The organism is Amycolatopsis sp. NBC_00438, assembly GCF_036026695.1.
GTDB lineage: Bacteria > Actinomycetota > Actinomycetes > Mycobacteriales > Pseudonocardiaceae > Amycolatopsis.
The window spans coordinates 1,528,482-1,548,394 of the sequence record NZ_CP107923.1 but is presented as its reverse complement, the minus strand read 5'-3'; the positions used below and the strand labels follow the sequence as shown (position 1 = coordinate 1,548,394).

The following is a 19,913-nucleotide window of genomic DNA, read 5'->3' as shown; positions in this document are numbered from 1 at the left end:
GCGGGAACCCGGGAGGGGAGATTGGTTGCTATCTGCGCGCCGATCGTCGCATGATGTGTCGCGTGATTCAACCCCTCGTCCCGGCCGCCCGGCCGGGACTGTCACCATGGACACCCGCGGCGGGCGACCCCGGCCGAACCCCGGAACGAACGCCGGAACGAACCCTGAAGACGAACCCTGAAAACGAACCCAGGAGAGGCACGCGCGCGATGACGACCGGCCCGCTGCCCCGCTCCCAGCAGGGAGCCGAACCGCAGCTCCTCCTGACGTCCCTGCTCGGCGACTTCTGGTACTGGCGCGACGAGCACATCCCCTCGGCCGCGCTGGTGGAGCTGCTCGGCGAGTTCGACATCAGCCCGGCCAGCGCCCGGGCCGCGATCCGCCGCCTCGCCGCGCGGGGCCTGCTCACCGTGTCGCGAAGCGGGCGGACGACGGCGTACGGCATTCCCGCCCGCACGTCCGAGGTGATCATCGAGCGCACCCACCGGATGCTGACCTTCGGCACGTCCGCGCCCGAGTGGGACGGCCAGTGGACGGTCGTCACCTTCTCCGTGCCGGAGCAGGACCGCGGGCTGCGCACGGCGCTGCGTTCGCGGCTGCGGGTCCTGCGCTTCGCCGCCCTCTACGACGGCGTGTGGGTCAGCCCGTACGACCTGTCCGCACCCGCGCTCGCCGCGCTGCGCGAACTCGACCTCCGCAGCGCGACGGTCTTCCGCGCCACCGAGGTCCCCGGCGACGCCGGCAGCCCGGTCGCGGCCTTCGACCTCGAGCCCCTCGCCCGGGAGTACGAGCAGTTCGTCGAGCGCTACGAACAGGTCCTCACCGGCCTGGACGCCGGCCTGGTCGGCCCGGCGCAGGCGCTGCGCACCCGCACCGAGCTGCGCGTGGATTGGCGCCGGTTCCCGGAGACCGACCCCGACCTGCCCGCCGAGCTGCTGCCCGCCGGCTGGGCGCGCGACCGGGCCCAGAAGGTGTTCCTGCAGATCTACGACCGGCTCGGCCCGCTCGCCGAGCTGCGGTTCCGGCAGCTGCTGACCGCCACCGACCCCACGCTGGCCGAGCTCGCGTCCCACCACGACTCGGCGAAGGTGGCCGCCCTGTTCGCCGGCCTGGGCGACCACCACGCGGCGGGCGACACGCCGTTCGAGCAGGCCGCCGAGGCCCGCAGGCTGGACGAAGCACGCCGTCAGTGAGAGGTATTTTCCCGGTCGTCCGTACGGGAAACAGCGCTCGACGGCAGCACCACGGCGCCGCGGGCCGGGCGGCCGCCGGCGTCAGCGGGTGGGCGTCGCCGTCCCGATGACCAGGGGGTGGACCACCGACGGCATCCCGCGCCAGCGCGCCGTGCTCAGGTCCTCGATGTCGAACCGCTGCTTGACGAGCGCGATCGTGTCGCGGTCGCACCGGCAGCCCTGCGCAAACGCCGCCCACGGTCCCGCCAGGCGGGTCTGCTTCCGGGCCTGCTTCGGGTCCTCGGCCCGCACGTGCTCGCAGAACAGCAGCCGGCCACCGGGCCGCAGCACCCGCACGAGCTCGGCCAGCACCCGATCGACGTCGGGCACCGTGCAGAGGACCAGGGTCGACACGACCGTGTCGACACTGGCGTCCGCCATCGGCAGCGCGTCGGCGGCGGCTCGCACCGGCCGCATCCCGGCGTGCCCCCGCACGCGCTTTTCGAGCCGCCGGTACATCGCCGGGACGGGCTCGCTCAGCACGACCTCCGCCGCCTCCGGGTAGTGCCGCACGTTGAGGCCGGTTCCCGCGCCGATCTCGACCACCCGGCCGTGCGCGCGCCGCAGCAGCTCCGCGCGCCGGCCGGCCAGGCCCAGCCGCTCCCCCCGGCGCAGGAACGGGTCGTACAACGCCGCCCCGAACCGGTCCCAGAGCCCGTCCCGTGCCCCCACGCTGTCCCCTCCGGCCATCGTTCCTCCTCCACCACCGCTGATGCGACGCAGCACACCAGCCACCGCCTGCCCACCGCATCACCCGCCCGTGCCATTCCGGGCGCTGGCCGGAACCGGCCACGCCGGCTCGCGCACCGGCCTAAGCTGGGGAAATGCCGGGACAAGACCAAGCCGTCCGCTTCGCCGCCGCGGGCGATCGCACGGTCGCCTGGGCCACCGCCGGCGCCGGCCCGCCCCTCGTCGTCGGCAACTGGTGGTGCGGGCACCTCGAGCTGGACTGGCAGAACCCCTTGTTCCGGCGGTTCGGCGGGCTGCTCGGCGACCGGTTCACGCTCGTCCGCTACGACCGGCCCGGCGTCGGCATGTCCGACCCCGCCGGGCCGCTGGTCACCTCGCTCGCCGACGAGGTGAAGGCGTTGAGCGCCGTCGTCGACGCGGCCGGGGAGAAGGTGAGCCTGTTCGGCGGTTCGTCCGCGGGCTGCGCCGCGATGGCGTACGCGGCGGCCCACCCGGACCGCGTGGAACGGCTCGTCCTGTACGGCAGCTACGCCCGCGGCACCGAGATCGCCACGGCGGAAGCACGGGATTCCTTGCTGACCCTGCTCGGACGTCATTGGGGCGTGGGCTCCCGGGTCCTCGCCGACCTGTTCCTGCCGACCGCGACGGCGGTGGAGCGCGACGAGTTCGTCCGGTTCCAGCGCGCCGCCCTGTCCGCGGCGAAGGCGGAGCGCGCGCTCGCGGCGGTGTACGCGTTCGACGTCCGGGACCGGCTGGCCGCGATCGAGGTCCCCACCCTCGTCCTGCACCGCCGCGACGACCGCGCGATCCCGTTCGCCCTGGGCCGGGACGTCGCCGCGCGCATCCCGGGCGCCACCTTCGTCCCGCTCGACGGAACCGACCACCTGCCCTGGCGCGGCGACACGGACGCCCTCGTCCGGCCCGTGCGGGAGTTCCTCGGCGCCGGGCGGAGAGCCCGCCCGCCGGGCTCGCCGGCCGGCGGGCTCTCCGCCCGCGAACTCGACGTGCTGCGCCTGGTCGCCCAAGGGCTGAGCGACCAGGAGATCGCGCGCCGGCTCGGGATCAGCGCCCACACGGCGCACCGGCACGTGTCGAACATCCGCGGCAAGCTGGGCGTGTCGTCCCGCGCGGCGGCCGCCGCGCACGCCGCCACCGCCGGCCTGCTTTGACCGCGCCGAGGGCACGGCGCACCACGCTAAGATCCGGCATCGATCCCTTCTTGTCACAGGTCGCAACCGGGAGGACGTCGTGCGGATCGGCGAACTGGCGTCACAAGCGGGGGTGAGCGTGCGATCCCTGCGCTACTACGAACAACAGGGCCTGCTCACCAGCACCCGCAGCACCAGCGGGCAACGGCACTACACGGACCGGGAAGTCGAGCGGGTGGCCTTCATCCAGCGGCTGTTCGACGCCGGCCTGTCCAGCCGCACGATCGCCGAGCTGCTCCCCTGCGTCGAAGCCCCCAGCGAGGGGAACTCCGACGCCGCGTTCGAGCGGATGCAGCAGGAACGCGAGAAGCTGACCCGGCACATCGCCGACCTCGTCGACACCCGCGACTCCCTCGACGGTCTCCTCGCCGCGAACCGGGCCCACCGCGCATCCCTCCGGGCGGCGGCCGGCAGCTGACGGCCGCGCTCACGGCGATTCGACGAGCCCGGCCATCCGGTCCAGGGTGCGGCGCATCGCCGCCCGCGCCGCCCACCGGCCCCCCGCGACGACCACCCGCAGCGGCTCTTCGCTCAGGTCCCAGCTCTCCCGGACCAGAGTGCCGTCGCCGGCCGGCTCGAACTCGTAACGCCAGATCCGGCCGCCGAACACCAGGCGCCACTTGACCGAGTCTTCGTGCGGCCGGCTCTGCCAGGCGAAGCGACGGCCGGGCACGGCCTCGATCACCGTGCTCGTCATGACGTACTTGCCGCGGAGGTCCATTCTCATGCCGAAGTGGTCACCCAGGCCGAGCGGCCGGCCGGGTGAGCTGACGTCGATCGCTTCGACCAAGGAGCCGGACCCGTCGATGTCCTTGTGCCGCAAGGGATCGGCGACCAACGCGTACACCCGGTCCGCCGGGGCGGCGATGCGGCGCTCGACGGACACGACCCAGCGGCTCATGCCGCCACCCTATCCGCGGCCGTCACGGATCGGTCACCGCTGCGGGCGTGGAGCACGAGGTTCGCTCCCAGCTCGGCACCGAGGATCCCGAACCCCGGGACGACGAGCCCGGACCCGGCCGGCGACAGCGGCCACGCCCCCGCCAACCCACCGGCGACCGCCGCCACGGCGCGGGTGACCCCGGCCGCGAGTGCCCGGGGCGGCCGTACTGCGTTCGCCGCCGGAGCCGAGACGTCGGTGGCGGGATCGCCCGGACATCCGGGGTCGGCCCGGCCACGCGGTACGGCAACTTCGCGACCCGCTGCGAACTCCTGGAGGCGCTGCTCGCCGACGAGGTCGGGGAGGTCCGCGCCGCAACAGCGACAACCCCCGAGATCGGCTCACGACCTGGCTGCGCACCCCGGAATACCGGCGGCCGATCCTCGACGCGCGCCAGCCGGACTCCACGAGAGCGGCACTGAGGCCCAGACTTCACAGCCGACCTGGCCTCGACCACCCCTACCCGTGCCGGCGGGCTGCACATGGTTACCGAGCAGCCTGAGGCAAGTGGCCCTCAAGATACCGACATTCGGCGGTATCGGGGAGTCCGATTTATCTGTTTGGATCCTCGCAGAGCTTTTTACAACGTTGTAAAAATGAAGGGGATCTCGCCGATGAGAAGAGCCGCTTCCGTCCTCCTCGCCTTGCTGGTGGCGCTGGGCGTGGCGTCGGGAACGCCGCCCGCCGGTGCCGCCGAGCCCGTGCACGGCCTGAAAGCCGAGTACTTCACGCCGTCGTCGCCGGACGCGCACGACTTCGCCGACCTGGCCGGCACCGCGCTCGACTCGGAGGTCGACCACCCGGACCTGACCTCGGTCTTCGGGTTGGTCACCGGGCGCACGGAGCACACGACCGCCCGGTGGACCGGGCAGATCGCCGTGCCGCAGACCGGCGACTACACGTTCTACGCCATCGGCGACAACGGGTTCCGGCTGTTCATCGACGGCGCACCGGTGATCGACCACTGGGTCGGCGACTGGGACACCGAGCAGACCGGCGCGCCGGTCACGCTGACCGCCGGCAAGCAGTACGACTTCAAGCTGGAGATGTTCCAGGACACCGGCGGCGCCAACATGTTCCTGCGCTGGTCGAGCGCGGCCATCGCGAAGCAGATCGTGCCGCTGTCGGCGTTCACGCCGCCTGCCGACTACCAGGTCGTGCCGCGCACGGCGGAGGTGTCCCAGGACGGCCGCACGCTCACGGCCGGCTTCGACGGCCGCGTCTCGGGCTCGAACGACCTGAAGGACCATCTTCGGATCGACGTCGACGCGACGCCGATGCCGGTCTCGCTCGTCACAGCGAACCGCGACCGGGTCACGATCCGGCTGGCCGAGAGGGTCCTGAAGGGCCAGCGAGTCAGCGTCTACTACGACGGCGCCGGCGCGCTCGCGGTGAACGGCACGAAGATCGGCAAGGTCATCCGCAGTGCCGCGAACACGTCGACGGAACGGCTCCGGACGACGTGGGGCGAGAACGTCGACACGCGCCACCCGCTGCCGGAGTACCCGCGGCCGCAACTCGAGCGCGACAAGTGGGTCAACCTCAACGGCCCGTGGGAGTTCTCGGCCGCCAAGGAAGGCCAGCAGCCTGCGTTCGGCAAGCGGCTGCCCGAGAAGGTCGTCGTGCCCTACCCGATCGAGTCGCAGCTCTCCGGGCTCGAACGGCACGAGGACCACATGTTCTACCGCCGCACGGTCACCGTCCCGCGCGACTGGAAGATCGGCGGCGGGCAGCGCCTCAAGCTCAACTTCGGCGCGGTCGACTACCAGGCGAAGGTGTGGGTGAACGGCAAGGTCGTCGCGGAGCACACCGGCGGCTACACGGCGTTCAGCGCCGACATCACCGACGCGCTCAAGCGCGGCGACGAGCAGGAGATCGTCGTCGCCGTCACCGACACGACCGGCCCGTACCAGCCCAAGGGCAAGCAGTCCCCCAACCCCGGCGGCATCTTCTACACCCCGTCGTCGGGCATCTGGCAGACGGTGTGGCTGGAACCGGTGGCGGACAAGGGCATCGACGAGATCAAGACGACTCCCGACCTGACCACCAGCTCGCTGGCACTGAACGTCAAGTCCGCGGGCAACGCCACCGTCACGGCGGTCGCCAAGGACACGCGCGGCCGGCAGGTCGGCACGGTCACCGGACCGGCGAACACGAACCTGAAGCTGCCGGTGCCGAACCCGCACCTGTGGACGCCGGACGACCCGTACCTGTACCAGCTGGAGATCAAGCTGGGCGGCGACAAGGTCAAGAGCTACTTCGGCATGCGGTCCACCGGCATCACGAACGTCGGCGGCGTCCCCAAGCTGACGCTCAACGGCAAGCCGTACTTCTCCCTGATGCAGCTGGACCAGGGCTTCTACCCGGACGGCCTGAACACCGCGCCGAGCGACGACGCCCTCGTCTTCGACCTGAAGGCGCAGAAGGACCTCGGCTTCAACGCCGTCCGCAAGCACATCAAGGTCGAGCCGGCCCGCTGGTACTACCACGCGGATCAGCTGGGCCTGCTGGTCTGGCAGGACTTCGTGTCCCTCGACGACGGCAACAACCCCGCGGCGCAGCAGGCGTGGCTCAGCCAGGGCCTCGAAGAGATGCACCAGCTGCAGAACTACCCGTCGATCTACGCCTGGATCGTGTTCAACGAGGGCTGGGGCGAGTGGGACAAGGCCGCGACCGGCCGGATCGCCGACCAGGTCAAGGCCGCCGACCCGAGCCGGATCGTCAACGCCCACAGCGGGGTGAACTGCTGCGCCTCGAAGGGCGACTCGGGCCGCGGTGACGTCATCGACCACCACGACTACAACAACACCGATCCGGCCGCCTCGGACGGCAGGCGCGTCGCGATGGACGGCGAGCACGGCGGCTTCACGCTGCGCACGCCGGGTCACCAGTGGCCGGGTGCGCCGATCGCGATCTACAGCGGCGTGGCGGACAAGGCGGCGCTGACGGCGAAGTACGTCGACAACACCCGCACGTTCTACCTCGGGCAGGCCCGGGCCGAGCTGTCGGCGTCGGTCTACACACAGGTCACCGACCTGGAAGGCGAGCTCAACGGGCTCTGGACCTACGACCGCAAGCGCCTCAAGGTCGATCCCGGTCCGGTCCGCGAGATCAACCGGCGCGTGATCGAGGCCGGCGCCAACGCGGGCAAGCCCTATCCCTACGCGGGGAAGGCCGCGTGGAACCTCGACGAGCGCGGGGGAACGACCGCGAGGGACTCGAGCGGCGGCAACAACCCGCTGACGCTCACCCCGGCCGGGGTGGCGTTCACCGGCGGCGCGCTGCAGTTCACCGGTGGCTCCGCCGACACCTACGGCCCGGTCGTCGACACGACCGGTGACTACACCGTGTCCGCGAAGGTGCGGCTCGACGAGCTGCCCGGCAACTACGCGACCGCGGTGAGCCAGGACGGCCGGGAGCGGGAAAGCCCGTTCTACCTCCAGTACGGGCAGGGCGCGTTCGCGTTCAGCACGCCTGGTGGCAACCGGGCCCGCTACGAGGTCGTGCCGGAGATCGGCCGCTGGTACGAGCTGACGGGTGTACGGGCCGGCAACGAGATCCGGCTCTACGTGGACGGCGTGAAGGTCGCGACGGCCCCGGCCGGTCCGGCGGTCGCGGGCACCGGCGCGTTCACGGTCGGGCGGGCCAAGTACAACGGCGGCAACGTCGACTTCTGGCGCGGCGCGGTCGACGACGTCGACGTGGTGGGCAAGGCGCTGACGGACGCGGAGGTGGCCCGGCTCTCCTGATCGCCGGCGCCTCGGACCGGCACGCCTGCGACGCGGGTACCGCGCTGTCGAGCGCGGTACCCGCGTCGCTGTGCCCAGGAACCGGGTCAGGCGCAGGCTGCCGGACACGACCGACAGCTCGACGCCCGCGATCATCGGGTTCGGCAGGCCCGCCGCCGGCGGGCCTGCCGCCACGGTGCAGGCCAGGGCCCAGCACAGGTTCGCCTCGATCGCCGCATCCGTGCCGGTGCCGATCGCCAAGCCGAGATCGGCGACGGCGGTCGCGTTCCCCGTGTTCACGAAGATCCCGGCCACGTTCTCTCAGCCGACCATCCGCATCCCGGCGAAGAACACGACCAGCACGGCGCCGACACCGAAACCGACGAGCAGCGCACCACCGATGGACGGACGGACACGTACTCCGGCATAGGCCAGCCCCAGTGCGAGCATCAGCCAACCGCCGACCAACGGCAAACCCGTCATCATCCCGGCGGTGAACAGGGAAACGCCTTTGGCGCCACCGGCGACCACCAACGCGTAGCCGACGATCACCAGCCAATGCAGGGGGCGGATTCCGGCCGGCTTCGCGACCATCCTGCGCCAGGAATGCTGGTGGGTCATGACATATCCTCCCGATTCGGTGATACGTCGAGCGTCCCACGTCACGCCGCCCGTGATCCTTACCTGAGCGTTACGGCTCCGGCAGCCGATCGGCCACTGTGGACTCACACAGTGGCGGCAGGACGAATTCCCATCGCGACCGGCGCGGCGGTCATCACCCGGCGTGCCGTTCAGCGTGGGTCGATCAGCTCGAGGACACCGTCGGCGGTACCGGTGACGAACAGCCTCCCGGTCGCCGGGTCGACGCCGACCGTGTTCGGCTGCCGCACGGTCGGCAGCCGCACGACCTCAGTCGGCGTACCGGAGGCGAGGTCGATGCCGACCACCTCGTTGCGCGCGGTCAGCGTCACCCACATGCGGTCGCGCACCGCGTCGTAAGCGATCCCGTACGGCGTTCCCGGCAGCGTCAGCTTCCCGATCTGTTCGAGCCGCGGCGTGAGCCGGTAGAGCAGGACGGCGTTGCCGCGGGTGTCGGCCACCGCGAGGTGGCCGCGCTTGTCGGCGAGCACGTGCGTGGGCCCGGCACCGGCGGGGACACGTCCGACCTGCCGCAGCGCCCCCGCGTCGTAGACGGTGAGATCGTTCTGCCGGACGTCGACCAGCCCGACGAGATCACCCACGGCCGCGAGCCCGACCGGCTGGGTGACGTCGGGAAAGGTGTGCACGACGTGCCCGTCGCGGACGACGGCCACGCTCTTGCCCAGCTCGTTCGCGACGAAGTACGAGCCGTTGGCGGCCCGGGTCGCGTCGTGCGGGACCACGCCGGTCACCACCGTCGTGGTCACCTCGCCCCCGGGCAGGGCGACGGTCAGCAACGAGTTGGACGTCTCATCGGGGACCAGCACCGGCCCGCCGGGCGCGGCGAGCTGGAGGTGGCGCAGCCAGCCGGGCAACGGCACCCGCTTCACCACCTGCCCGGTGCGCGCGTCGACGAGGGCGAGCGCGTCCGGCTTCCGGACGCCGACCGCGACCAGGTGCGTGACCGCGTCGGCGACGACACCTTCGGGCGCCGAGCCGATCGGCAGCACCTGACCGGCCGGCGTCCGGGCCACCCCGGGAGCGGCGGCGGGTTCGGCGGCCGGCGGCAGTTCGGCGGGTTTGTCCGCGACCGGGCTCGAGCAGCCGGCGAGGAGGACGACAGCCAGGCACCAAGGAGCGAGACGCACCGGAACCCCTTTCCTACGAAGGCCGCCAACCCTAGGCACCCCGCGCCGGGCGAGCGGGCCGGCGAAGCGTTCGGTAAGCACGCCGTAAGATCGGCCTTTCCGTCCCGGCGGTGAGGGCGCGTCGGACCAGGACCGCGGAGACCACCCGATCCCCGCGTTGATCCACAGTGGACGGTCGGCTCACGGGATCGGGCTCCCCTGACGCCGGACGCGGTGTCGTGGCCGGACAGCCGCCGGTGGCGCCGTTCACCGGGGCCGCACCTGCGCGGCGACTCACTGTTCCGCCATCCCCATCGTCAGCGAGCCCCTCGCCGCCCGGCGGGCCGGGAGCACCGCGGCCACCGGCGCCGCCAGCACCGACGCCGCCAGCAGCACCCCGAGCCGGCCCCACGGCAGCGCGAACAGCACCGGTTCGCCCGGCGTCGACGCCACCCGCGTCATCAGCCACGCCGAGCCGACGCCGAGAGCCAGGCCGCACGCGGCGCCGAGCAGGGCGACGAACACCGACTCCGCGGCGATCGTGGCACCGAGACCGGCGCGGGTCAGGCCGAGCGCGCGCAGCAGCGCCGATTCCCGCGTCCGCTCCAGGACCGACAGCGAAAGCGTGTTCGCGATGCCGGCGAACGCGATCAGCACCGCCAGCGCGGTCAGCGCCCACAACAGGTCCAGGGTGCCCCGCAGCGGCGCCGACAGCCGGTCCTCGACCTCGGCGACGCTGTCGAGCCGGGCCAGCGGCGCGCCGGCGAGGGCCTGGTCCAGGGCCGGGCGGGCCCGGTCTCCGCGCACGCCGGGAGCGAGGCGCACCAGGACGCTGTCGTCGTAGCCGTGGTCGCCGAGCGCGATCGCGGCCTGCTGGCCGAGATCGACCAGAGCGAGTCCCAGATCGGCGCCCGGGACGTCGACGGCGTCGTAGACCGCGACGACACGCAGCGGCACCGGCCGGTCCGCCGGCCCGGCGCGCACGGTGGCGCCGACCGCGAGGCCGGTCTCCGCGGCGAGTTCCCCGCTCACCGCCAGCTCCCCCGGGCCGAGCCGGTCGAGCCGTCCGGACAGCACCACCGGCCGCAGCAGGCTGCCGATCGCGTCACCGCGCACGGCCGCCATCCCGTAGGCGCCGTAGCGCCCCAGGTCGCCGGAGAACGAGTGCCGGGGCGCGGCGACCGCCACCCCCGGCACCGCCGCGAGGGTGTCGGCGAGGGTCGCGGGCAACGGCCGGGTCGCGGCCACCGACGTGACGACGAAGTCCGCCCTCAGCTGCTCGTCCAGACCCTGGCCGCGGCCTGCTTCGACACCCGCGGCCATCGTGGTCACGAGGGCCACCACGGCGAGGCCGATGGTGAGCGCGGCGGCGCTGGCGGCGGTCCGCTTCGGGTTGCGGTCCGCGTTCAGCGCGGCCAGCCGCGCCGGGCGGCCGAGCAGCGGGGTCGCCGCCACGCCCAGCAGCCGGACGACCGGGCCGGCCAGCAGCGGGCCGGCCGCCAGCAGTGAGGCGAGGCACGCGGCCATCGCCGTCACCGCGAGCGCGGCGCCGGACTCCGCCTCCGCGTTCAGCGCCGCCACGGCCGCCGCGACGCCGGCTGCCAGCAGGACGGCCGCCACCACCGCTCGCGACCGCTTCGGGCGGGCGGAGCGCCCTTCCAGCGGGGTCCGCAGGGCCTCGACCGGGGCGACGCAGGTCGCGGCCCAGGCCGGGAGGGCCGCGGCGACGGCCGTCACCAGGAGCCCGACCGCGAGCGCCGCGGCGACCGTCCGGCCGGCCAGTGGAAGGTGGACCGCCTCCCCGGTGATCGCCTGCAGGACGGCCGCGATGCCGAGCCCGCCGGACAATCCGGCCACCGACGCGACCGCGCCCACCACCACCGCTTCCGCGAGCACCCCCGCGAAGACCTGCCGCTTCCCCGCGCCGATGCAGCGCAGCAGCGCCAGCTCCCGCGCCCGCTGCGCGACGAGGATGGTGAAGGAGTTGGTGATCACCATCGCGGCCACGATCATCGCGAGCACCGCGAACGCCGTGAAGAACTTCGTCAGCCCCGTCGAATCCGGCGCGGTCTCACGCAGCAACCGCGCCGCGGCCTCCCGCCCGGTGTGCACCTCGACGCCCCGGCCGCCCACAGCCCGCGTCAGGTCGGCGACGAGCCGCGGGGCACCAGGAGCCGCCCGCACGACGATTTCGCCGATCGACGTGCCCGGGGCCAGCTCGTGCACGGCCCCGGGCAGCAGCACCAGCGGAGCACCGCCGAGACCGGAGCCCGCCGGCCGGGTGAACGTGCCGACGAGGTCGAACGTGCGCGGCCGGCCGTCCTCACCGAACACGGTCACCGGTTGCCCGAACACCCGGCCCGCGGCGGTGGCGCTGTCCATCGCGATTTCGCCGGTGGTGCGCGGGAACCGGCCGTCGGCGAGGTCGAACGGCCGCAGCCCCGGATCCGCGGCCAAGGCCGTGACGGCCGCATCCTGCGGACGCCCGGTGATGTCGCGCACGGGCGCGCTCGCGGTGACGCGGCCCTCCGCCGCGGCGACGCCGGGCACGGCGCGGACCTTCGCCAACGTCGACTCGTCGAGCACCGCGCCCCTGCGGGTGGCGCTGATCGACGCGTCCACGCCGCGCGTCTCGAACGCGACCCCGGCGCGCAGCCGGGCGCCGACGGCGTCGGACAGGATGAACGCCCCGGCGACGAAGGCCACGCCGAGCGTGATGGCGACCGCCGAGAGCAGCAGCCGCAGGGGGCGGGCCCGGAGCCCGGCGAGGACGGTCCGCGGCATCACGCCCCCAGGCCGGTGAGCGCCGAGAGCACGGTCTCGGCGGTCGGCCGGGCGAGGTGGGCGGCGACGCGGCCGTCGGCGAGCAGCACGCCGTGGTCGGCGTAGGAGGCGGCGACCGGGTCGTGGGTCACCATCACGACCGTCTGGCCGAGTTCGCGGACCGACGTGCGCAGGAAGCCGAGGACCTCGGCACCCGAGCGCGAGTCCAGGCTGCCGGTGGGCTCGTCGGCGAACACGACGTCCGGCCGGCCGGCCAGGGCACGCGCGCACGCGACCCGCTGCTGCTGCCCGCCGGAAAGCTCACCCGGCTTGTGCCGCAGCCGCGGCCCCAGGCCCAGCGCGTCGACGACCGTGGTGAACCACGTCCGGTCCGGCCGGCGCCCGGCCAGCCGCAGCCCCAGCAGGATGTTCTCCTCCGCGCTCATGGTCGGCAGCAGGTTGAACGACTGGAACACGAACCCGACCCGGTCGCGCCGCACCCGGGTCAGCGCCGCGTCGGACAGCCCGGTGAGCTCCGACCGTCCGATCCGGACGCTTCCGCTGTCCACAGTGTCCAGACCGGCCAGGCAGTGCAGCAGGGTCGACTTGCCCGAGCCGGAGGGACCCATGATCGCGGTGAAGCGGCGGGCCGGGAAACCGAGCGTGACGCGGTCCAGCGCCCGTACCGCGGTGTCGCCCCGGCCGTGGGTCTTCACGACGTCCGTCACGCCCGCCGCGGCGGGACCGTCCACTGTGTCAGGCTGCATGCGGCGATCTTGGCCGAGGTCGCCTGAACGCCTCCTGAACCGACCTGAAGAACGTTTCAGGAAGCCGCACGCGGATCTGCGAAGATCGGCGGTATGCGGGTGCTCGTGGTGGAGGACGAAGCGCGGCTGGCCGAGACGCTCCAGTGGGGACTGGAGGCCGACGGTTACGCCGTGGACCTCGCGCGCGACGGCGAGGAAGGCCTGGCGCTGGCACAGCAGTACCCCTATCAGGTGATCGTGCTCGACATCATGCTGCCGAAGCTCAACGGTTATCGCGTCTGCGCGGCGCTGCGGGACCGCGGGGTGAGCACGCCGATCCTCATGCTCACCGCGAAGAACGGCGAGTACGACGAAGCCGAAGCGCTCGACACCGGCGCCGACGACTTCCTGGGCAAACCCTTCTCCTACGTGGTGCTCACCGCGCGGCTGCGCGCCCTCACCCGGCGGGGCCGCGCCGGCGCACCCGCCGCGCTCGCCTTCGGCGACCTGGTGCTCGACCCCGCGAAGCGGACGTGCCGCCGGGCCGGGCAGCCGGTGTCGCTGACCACCAAGGAGTTCGCGGTGCTCGAGTGCCTGCTGCGGCACGACGGCCAGGTCGTGGCGAAACCCGAGATCCTGGAGCAGGTCTGGGACCTCGCCTACCGGGGCGACCCGAACATCGTCGAGGTCTACGTGAGCGCGTTGCGGCGGAAGCTGGACGCGCCGTTCGGCCGGCGCACCATCACCACCGTGCGCGGGATCGGCTACCGGCTGGTGGCCGATGAGTAGGTGGTGGCCGGTTTCGGTGCGGCGCGGCGCGGCGCTCTCGGCGACGCTGCTCTGCGTCGCCGTCTTCACGCTGGGCTGGCTGGGCACGCGGCAATTCCTCAGCGACCGCCTGAGCGGCACCGCCGTCGCCCGCACCGATGCCGAGCTCGGGCGGATGGCCGACGCCTACGCGGTCGCCGCCGCCGGGGGCGGCCGGGCCGCGCTGGCCGCCGGCGTCCGCTCCGGCGACGCGCTTTTCAGCGTGGTCGCCGACTCCGGGCAGTCCGTGGTCAGCAGCCCCGACCTGCGCCGCTGGGACCCCGCGTGGACCCCGCCGCCGCCCGCCCCCGCGGACGCGGCGCCGAACTGGACCACCACCACCGGCGTCACCCTGCGGCCGGGCACCCACCCCGGCTGGCGGGAGTACCGCGGCTACACCGTGCTGGGCCGGGTCGTCGAGAACGTCCCGGCCGCGCTGGTGGAACCGCTCGGCCGGGAAGGCACCACCCTGGACCACGGGCTGGGCACCGGGTCCGGCGCGGCGCCGCAAAGGCTGACGCTGTACCTGTTCGTGCTGCCCTGGGACACCCTCCGCACGCTGGCGCTGTTCGACGACACCTTGAGGTTCTTCGTCCCGCTCGCGGTGGTGCTCACGGCGCTGGTCGCGTGGTACACGGCGGGGCGCGCGCTGCGGCCGGTGGAGGCGATCCGGCGGGAGCTGGCCGGGGTCAGCGGCAGCAGGCTCGACCGGCGCGTCCCCGTCCCCCGCTCCCGCGACGAGGTCGAACAGCTGGCGCGGACCACCAACGAGACCCTGGAGCGGCTGCAGCAGGCGCACGACCAGCAGGAACAGTTCGTCACCGACGCGAGCCACGAGCTGCGCAGCCCGCTGGCCAACCTGCGCACGGCCCTCGAGGTCGCGCTCACCCACCCGGACCGGGCGGACTGGCCGGCGGTCGCGCACCGGTCATTGGACGACGTGCGGCGCCTGCAGCGCATCACGGCGGACCTGCTGCAGCTGGCGGCCGACCCGGCCGAGGCCACGCCGCCGTCCGGCGTCGTCGACCTCGCGGACGTCGTGGCGGAGCAGGTCGCCGAACGCGCGCTCGGCACCGGCGGCCCGGTCGTGCGGTCCGTTGTGGACGGTCCGGCGCCGGTGCCCGGTGCGGCGGTCCAGCTGGAACGCCTGCTGCGCAACCTCCTGGACAACGCGGTGCGGCACGCGCGGACCACCGTCACCGTGACCCTCGGACGAACCGCGGCCGAAATCGTCCTGGAGGTGCTCGACGACGGCCCCGGCATCCCGCCCGAGGAGCGCGAACGCGTCTTCGAGCGCTTCGCCCGGCTGGACGACGCCCGCGCCCGCGACGCCGGCGGCTCGGGCCTCGGGCTCACCCTCGCCCGCGACATCGCCACGCGCCACGGCGGCTCGCTCCGCGCGGCGGACAGCACGACGGGCGCCCGGCTGATCGCGCGGCTGCCGAGACCACAGCAAGCACACGATCCCACTCGTCGGCCGCCGACCCATCCCACCAGGTTCCGGGAGATCCGGTAGGGACCTGCTGCTGGTCTACGCACTCGCCGTGGAAAATCTGGTCCGGCTCGTCTCCGGCGCAGGCCGGAACATCCACCAGTGGCTGCCGTTCAACGTCGCCGGCAAGTTCCTCCTCGCCCCTGCCCCAGGGCTGGGCGCTGGCCTACTTCGCCGCCGTCGCCTTCATCCTGCTCGCCTTCGCGATCACAGTGGCGAGGAAGCACGACGCCTGAACCATTCCCTCTCCCGGGTAGCCTCGCCGCGGATACCGTCCACCCCATGAGCCCGGAAGTCACCGCCGAGCCGGAACTGCTGTTCGGGCGGCCGCGAGAAGCCAGCGAAATCACCGTTCCGGCGTGGTGCCGCGCGGTCTACCTGGCCGTCGTCCACGAAGCGGCACTGCTGCCGATGGACTCCCCGGTGCCGGGCACCGCGGCGAGTGAGGTGGACGCGCGGGCCCGGGTGGCGTCCCGGGAAAGCGCGTGTCCGCACTCGCACGCTGAAACCACGTGTTCTCAGGTCCGTCCGGACGGCGGCCGCGGGAAGAAGAACGCCACCCGGTTCTGGTAGTCGCGGTAACCCGGGCGGTCCTGCATGCGGTTCTCGGTGCGCTTGGCGCCCGTGGCGAACATCAGCAGGTAGCTCATCAACGCCGGCGCGGGCAGGGTCCACAGGCCGGGCGGCGACGCGGCCGCGGTGAGCCACGCGCCGTCCCACACCAGTGAGTCGCCGAAGTAGTTCGGATGCCGCGACCAGCCCCACAGGCCGGTGTCGAGCACGTCCGGCCGCTCGTCCCTGTCCTGCCGGGAGTACACCGTCTTCTGGTGGTCGGCCAGCGCCTCCACCACGGCCCCGCCGGCCATGACCGCCAGTCCCGCCGGCGCCAGCCACCGACGCCTGCCGCGCGGCAGGGCGCCGGCGGCGGCCAGCTGCACCGGAGCCGAGACCAGCAGCTGGCTCAGCCCCTGGGTGAGGAACACCTTGCCGACGACCGCCGGCGTCGAGGCGCCCTCCAGGAAGTCGGTGTAGCGCGGATCCTCTTCGTCGCTGCCGCGCAGGCGGCCGAGCATCTGCCGTTCCAGCCGGGCCGCCCACGCGACGGTGAGCGCGGCCAGCGCCCAGCGCCGCCGAGCGTCACCGCGCCCGGCCAGCGCGCTCGTGACCGCCACGGCCGCCAAGCCGGGACCCCAGACGGCGTCGGCGTAGTCGCGCCGGCCCTTCCGCAGCGCCACCACCGCCGTCGCGGCCTGCGCGACCGTCACGACGGCGGCCGACAACCCGGCCACCCGGCGCAGGTTCGCCGTGTCGAGCGTGCGTCGTCCCATTCAGCGGGCCAGCCCGTTGAGCACGTCGGTCAGTTGTTTCTCGGTGTCGTTGCCGAGCTTTTCGAAGACCACCTTGCCCAGCGGGGCCGCGACCTTGGCGAGGCCGTGGAACTGCAGCTCGTTGGTGTAGGTGATCTCGGAGCCGGTGCCGCTCGGCGTGACCTCGATGGTCTCGGTGGAGGTGGCGGTGTCGTTGCGCCCGACCAGCACGACGCGATCGCCGGCGAGCTGCTCGAGGGTGTAGGTCAGCTCGGTGCTGATCCCGGCGATCTTCGAGGTGTTGTGCCACGACGAGCCGACCTTGACCGGGCCGCTGTCGTTGCGGGTGCAGCGCTCGGTGCCGGGGTCCCACTGCTCGGCGTGGCCGAAGTCGGCCAGGTAGGGGACGACGACGCCGGGGGCGGGATCGACGGTGAACGTGCGGGAGACAGTGGTCATGGATCCACCCTTTCGACGAGCTTCGATGACGGTCGCGAATTCCGCGCCCGGCACGGATCCACCGGCTACCCCGGCACCGGCGGCGCCCAAACAACCCGCCCGGGTGACCCGCCTCATGGTCACTCCTCCGCCTGCCGCGCAGCGGGCGTCACGAAGTCGACGGAGGTGACCGGCTGCCACGGCCCGCCCAGGTACCGCCACACCGCGAGCCCGGTGGCCGAACCCGTCTCTGGCCCGAAGTCCGGGCGGAGCGCCTCGATGGTCGCCCTCGCCGTTTCGCGGCCGACTTTGTTCTGGACGGTGACGTGCGGCTTCAGCGGCTGCGCGTCCTGCGCGGTCAACCACGGTCGCCACCGGGTCCGCAGTTCCCCGTGCAGGGACGTCAATGCGGCGGAGGACAAGGCGATGGCGACTCCACCGCCGAGGGAGTAGACCCCGTCCACCGAGAAGGGGAAACGCGGGTACCGCACCGCGATCTCGGCGCAGTCGGCGATGACGGCGTCCGCGTGCTCGCCCGGCAGCGCGTGGAAGAGCGTGACATGCGCGCCCACCTTCAGCCGCTCGGGCGGGAACCACGTCCGGCGCAATTCGTCCCACGCGCGCTGGGATTCCCGGTCGACGGCGAGCGTGATCACCAGCGGCGGCCCGGCTTTCGGCACGCCGTTCAGTTCAGCACGACGATCGCGGTGTTGAGCGCGGTCGCGAACAAGGTCCAAGCCAGATAAGGGATCTGCAGCGCGGCGGCCACGCGCGAGCGGCGCCAGAACACCGCGACCGCACCGGCCACCGCGACGTCGAGGAGCACGATCTCGACCAGCGCGAGCGTGTAGGCGCCGGCGGCGAAGAACAACGGCGTCCACGCCGCGTTGAGCACCAGCCCGACCGCGTACCAGGTGAAGCCGCCGCGTGTTCCGCCGGCGCGCCAGTACCACCAGCCGGACACGGCGATCAGGAGGTACAGCACCGTCCACACCGGACCGAACAGCCAGGACGGCGGCGCCCAGGGCGGCTGCTCGAGCCCGGCGTACACCGCGCGCGAGGACGACGCGGCCAGGCCGCCGACCACGGCGACGACGGCCACCGCGGCCAGGAAGCCGGCCAAGGCGACCGGCGCCGGGGCGGACCGGTGCACGGTGGTCATACCGGCTCTCCCACGGTCGAGGTGTCGGCTGCCGTGCCGAGCATGTGCGCCAACGCGTCGCCGAGCCGGGCGTGCCGGAAGACGTGCCCGGCCGCGAGCAGGCGTTCCGGTTGCACGCGCTGATCGGCGAAGGCCAGTTCGCGGGCACCGTCCCGGCCGAGCAGCAGCCGCGGTCCGAAGCGTGGCACTTTCACCAGGGCCGGGCGTTTGAGGGTGCGGGCCAGGACCCGGGTGTACTCGACGTTGCGCACCGGCTCGGGGCTCACGGCGTTGACCGGCCCGTCGAGGCCGCGGTCGGTCAGCGCGCGCAGGTAGATGTCGGTCAGGTCGTCCAGGCCGATCCACGGCGTCCAGTGGCGGCCCGCGCCGAGCGGCCCGCCGAGCCCCGCGGCGAACAACGGGTACTGCAGCCGCAGCAGGCCGCCGCGTGGGCTCAACGCCAGGCCGGTGCGGACCTGCACCACCCGGATCCCGGCCGCCGCGGCGGGTTCGGTGGCCGCCTCCCACTCGGCGACGATGTCGGCCAAGGCGCCGTCGCCCGGTTTGCTGTCTTCGGTGAGGACGTCGTCGCCGCGGTCGGGGCCGTAGTAGCCGACGGCCGAGGCCGACACGAACACCCCGGGGCCGTCGGCGGTGCGGGCCGCCAGCCCGGCCAGTGCCCTGGTCGGGCCGATCCGGCTGTCCCGCACGGCTTTCAGGTGCCCGTCGTCGAACCGCCCGGCGACGGAAGTACCGGCCAGGTGGACGACCGCGTCGACGCCGGCCAGCAGGCCCGCGGCCGGCGCGGCCGGGTCCCACGTCCGCTCGTCGCGGGTGCGCGCGGGACGTCGCACCAGCCGGATCACCCGGTGCCCGCCGGTGGTCAGCAGCGCCGTCAGCGCGGTCCCGACCAAGCCGCTCGCGCCCGTGACGGCCACGGTCAGCGGTTCGTGCCAGTAGCGGTGCTGGGCGGCGAGATCGGCGGCGAGCTGACGGTGGCGGTAGGCGAACATCGACCGGAGCAGCGCTTCGGGCACCCGGGTTTCGACGTGGTCGGTGACGACCGTCCGATCAGGACCGTCGGCGGCGAAGCCGTGGGTGTGCCGCCAGGACACCAGCTTCGCCAGCACCGGCGTGTCCAGCCGGTCGACGAACCGGTGCGGCGGCTGGTACCCGGCCGGCTCGTGGGCCGCGACCCAGCGCAGGCCGCCGGGCAGGTTCAGCCGGGCCCGGCCGTCGCGCAGCGATCCGGCTTCGGCACCGACCTTGACCGGCTGCCACGGCGGCGTCAGCCGCACGATCGCCCCGGGCAGGCCGTGCCAGGCGAACACCTCGTCGAGCGGGGCGGCCACCACCGTGGAGAACTCGAGAGCCACGCGATCACCTCCGCGACGCACCTTCGATCCGGACACCTACGCAGGGTAAGTCGCGCGCCACGCTGTCGCACTCCGAACACGATGCAGATGCGATGCAAATGAGGTCGACGAGCGCGGGGGAGTTCGCCGGGACGGCCATCACGCCTTCGGCGCACTCGATCCGACGGGTTTCCGATCCGTGACGGGTGCGCTCCAACTTCGATGCACGGGCCTGGTTTTTGTTGCGTCGGTGATGCGGCGGGGTGACGATCACCGGGCGGGTAACTGCCGGAGGAGGGT

Annotated in this window: 18 protein-coding genes; 7 read left to right on the top strand and 11 right to left on the bottom strand. The window is 73.2% G+C overall.

All coding sequences use genetic code 11. From position 1 onward, the window contains the following. Positions 1-209: 209 nt before the first annotated feature. Positions 210-1,193, top strand: coding sequence for a PaaX family transcriptional regulator (locus OG494_RS07420; RefSeq protein WP_328453253.1), 984 nt, complete (start codon positions 210-212; stop codon positions 1,191-1,193). A gap of 81 nt (positions 1,194-1,274) precedes the next feature. On the opposite strand, the gene OG494_RS07415 is transcribed toward OG494_RS07420, so the two are convergent. After that, the gene (locus OG494_RS07415; protein ID WP_328453251.1) at positions 1,275-1,922 is read right to left on the bottom strand and encodes a class I SAM-dependent methyltransferase; all 648 of its coding nucleotides are present in this window, start codon (positions 1,920-1,922) and stop codon (positions 1,275-1,277) included. Positions 1,923-2,056: 134 nt separating this feature from the next. On the opposite strand from OG494_RS07415, the gene OG494_RS07410 reads away from it, so the two are divergent. Together OG494_RS07410 and OG494_RS07405 are read left to right on the top strand one after the other, a co-directional pair. Continuing rightward, positions 2,057-3,091 (top strand): alpha/beta fold hydrolase, encoded by a 1,035-nt coding sequence (locus tag OG494_RS07410; RefSeq protein WP_328453249.1) that lies wholly within the window; start codon positions 2,057-2,059, stop codon positions 3,089-3,091. Positions 3,092-3,170: 79 nt separating this feature from the next. Beyond that, on the top strand, positions 3,171-3,548 hold the full coding sequence (locus tag OG494_RS07405; protein ID WP_328453247.1) for a MerR family transcriptional regulator: 378 nt from the start codon (positions 3,171-3,173) through the stop codon (positions 3,546-3,548). A 9-nt stretch (positions 3,549-3,557) separates the two neighbouring features. On the opposite strand, the gene OG494_RS07400 is transcribed toward OG494_RS07405, so the two are convergent. Beyond that, positions 3,558-4,031 carry an SRPBCC family protein gene (locus tag OG494_RS07400; RefSeq protein ID WP_328453245.1) on the bottom strand — a complete coding sequence of 158 codons (474 nt, stop codon included), beginning with the start codon at positions 4,029-4,031 and terminating at the stop codon, positions 3,558-3,560. A 653-nt stretch (positions 4,032-4,684) separates the two neighbouring features. Between OG494_RS07400 and OG494_RS07395 the strand changes: the two genes are divergently transcribed. Next, positions 4,685-7,819 carry a LamG-like jellyroll fold domain-containing protein gene (locus OG494_RS07395; RefSeq protein ID WP_328453244.1) on the top strand — a complete coding sequence of 1,045 codons (3,135 nt, stop codon included), beginning with the start codon at positions 4,685-4,687 and terminating at the stop codon, positions 7,817-7,819. Between the two features lie 300 nt (positions 7,820-8,119). Here OG494_RS07395 and OG494_RS07385 read toward each other — a convergent pair whose 3' ends face one another. The 4 genes from OG494_RS07385 to OG494_RS07370 form a co-directional block, all read right to left on the bottom strand. After that, positions 8,120-8,419, bottom strand: a complete 300-nt coding sequence (locus OG494_RS07385) for a hypothetical protein (protein ID WP_328453242.1) — start codon at positions 8,417-8,419, stop codon at positions 8,120-8,122. A 170-nt stretch (positions 8,420-8,589) separates the two neighbouring features. Next, positions 8,590-9,585, bottom strand: a complete 996-nt coding sequence (locus OG494_RS07380) for a YncE family protein (protein WP_328453240.1) — start codon at positions 9,583-9,585, stop codon at positions 8,590-8,592. A gap of 273 nt (positions 9,586-9,858) precedes the next feature. Next, positions 9,859-12,348, bottom strand: coding sequence for an ABC transporter permease (locus OG494_RS07375; protein WP_328453238.1), 2,490 nt, complete (start codon positions 12,346-12,348; stop codon positions 9,859-9,861). Further along, positions 12,348-13,094 carry an ABC transporter ATP-binding protein gene (locus tag OG494_RS07370; RefSeq protein ID WP_328453236.1) on the bottom strand — a complete coding sequence of 249 codons (747 nt, stop codon included), beginning with the start codon at positions 13,092-13,094 and terminating at the stop codon, positions 12,348-12,350. Before OG494_RS07370 ends, OG494_RS07375 begins: the two co-directional genes overlap by 1 nt. 93 nt (positions 13,095-13,187) lie before the next feature. Here OG494_RS07370 and OG494_RS07365 point away from each other — a divergent pair, with 93 nt between their 5' ends. The 3 genes from OG494_RS07365 to OG494_RS07350 all read left to right on the top strand — a co-directional run bounded on the left by OG494_RS07365 (position 13,188) and on the right by OG494_RS07350 (position 15,945). Then, positions 13,188-13,862 carry a response regulator transcription factor gene (locus OG494_RS07365; RefSeq protein WP_328453234.1) on the top strand — a complete coding sequence of 225 codons (675 nt, stop codon included), beginning with the start codon at positions 13,188-13,190 and terminating at the stop codon, positions 13,860-13,862. Then, the gene (locus OG494_RS07360) at positions 13,855-15,396 is read left to right on the top strand and encodes a sensor histidine kinase (protein WP_328453232.1); all 1,542 of its coding nucleotides are present in this window, start codon (positions 13,855-13,857) and stop codon (positions 15,394-15,396) included. The genes OG494_RS07365 and OG494_RS07360 overlap by 8 nt, the downstream gene beginning before the upstream one ends. A gap of 258 nt (positions 15,397-15,654) precedes the next feature. Next, a complete protein-coding gene (locus OG494_RS07350; RefSeq protein WP_328453230.1) occupies positions 15,655-15,945 on the top strand; it encodes a hypothetical protein in 291 nt (96 codons plus the stop codon). Here the strand turns inward: OG494_RS07350 and OG494_RS07345 are convergent. From OG494_RS07345 to OG494_RS07325, 5 genes are all read right to left on the bottom strand, one after another. Further along, positions 15,891-16,700, bottom strand: a complete 810-nt coding sequence (locus OG494_RS07345; protein ID WP_328453228.1) for a DUF1295 domain-containing protein — start codon at positions 16,698-16,700, stop codon at positions 15,891-15,893. The genes OG494_RS07350 and OG494_RS07345 overlap by 55 nt on opposite strands. Beyond that, complete coding sequence (locus OG494_RS07340) at positions 16,701-17,138, bottom strand: SRPBCC family protein (protein ID WP_328453226.1); 438 nt, start codon at positions 17,136-17,138, stop codon at positions 16,701-16,703. A 119-nt stretch (positions 17,139-17,257) separates the two neighbouring features. Next, complete coding sequence (locus OG494_RS07335) at positions 17,258-17,797, bottom strand: 2'-5' RNA ligase family protein (RefSeq protein ID WP_328453224.1); 540 nt, start codon at positions 17,795-17,797, stop codon at positions 17,258-17,260. 5 nt (positions 17,798-17,802) lie between these two features. Further along, positions 17,803-18,279, bottom strand: a complete 477-nt coding sequence (locus OG494_RS07330; protein WP_328453222.1) for a TspO/MBR family protein — start codon at positions 18,277-18,279, stop codon at positions 17,803-17,805. Beyond that, complete coding sequence (locus OG494_RS07325; protein WP_328453220.1) at positions 18,276-19,634, bottom strand: TIGR01777 family oxidoreductase; 1,359 nt, start codon at positions 19,632-19,634, stop codon at positions 18,276-18,278. Before OG494_RS07325 ends, OG494_RS07330 begins: the two co-directional genes overlap by 4 nt. Positions 19,635-19,913 lie beyond the last annotated feature (279 nt).

Coding starts and splice junctions, on each gene's coding strand:
- OG494_RS07420 (WP_328453253.1), top strand. CDS start 210: ATGACGACCGGCCCGCTGCCCCGCTCCCAGCAGGGAGCCGAACCGCAG.
- OG494_RS07415 (WP_328453251.1), bottom strand. CDS start 1,922: ATGGCCGGAGGGGACAGCGTGGGGGCACGGGACGGGCTCTGGGACCGG.
- OG494_RS07410 (WP_328453249.1), top strand. CDS start 2,057: ATGCCGGGACAAGACCAAGCCGTCCGCTTCGCCGCCGCGGGCGATCGC.
- OG494_RS07400 (WP_328453245.1), bottom strand. CDS start 4,031: ATGAGCCGCTGGGTCGTGTCCGTCGAGCGCCGCATCGCCGCCCCGGCG.
- OG494_RS07395 (WP_328453244.1), top strand. CDS start 4,685: ATGAGAAGAGCCGCTTCCGTCCTCCTCGCCTTGCTGGTGGCGCTGGGC.
- OG494_RS07385 (WP_328453242.1), bottom strand. CDS start 8,419: ATGACCCACCAGCATTCCTGGCGCAGGATGGTCGCGAAGCCGGCCGGA.
- OG494_RS07375 (WP_328453238.1), bottom strand. CDS start 12,348: ATGCCGCGGACCGTCCTCGCCGGGCTCCGGGCCCGCCCCCTGCGGCTG.
- OG494_RS07370 (WP_328453236.1), bottom strand. CDS start 13,094: ATGCAGCCTGACACAGTGGACGGTCCCGCCGCGGCGGGCGTGACGGAC.
- OG494_RS07365 (WP_328453234.1), top strand. CDS start 13,188: ATGCGGGTGCTCGTGGTGGAGGACGAAGCGCGGCTGGCCGAGACGCTC.
- OG494_RS07360 (WP_328453232.1), top strand. CDS start 13,855: ATGAGTAGGTGGTGGCCGGTTTCGGTGCGGCGCGGCGCGGCGCTCTCG.
- OG494_RS07350 (WP_328453230.1), top strand. CDS start 15,655: ATGAGCCCGGAAGTCACCGCCGAGCCGGAACTGCTGTTCGGGCGGCCG.
- OG494_RS07345 (WP_328453228.1), bottom strand. CDS start 16,700: ATGGGACGACGCACGCTCGACACGGCGAACCTGCGCCGGGTGGCCGGG.
- OG494_RS07340 (WP_328453226.1), bottom strand. CDS start 17,138: ATGACCACTGTCTCCCGCACGTTCACCGTCGATCCCGCCCCCGGCGTC.
- OG494_RS07330 (WP_328453222.1), bottom strand. CDS start 18,279: ATGACCACCGTGCACCGGTCCGCCCCGGCGCCGGTCGCCTTGGCCGGC.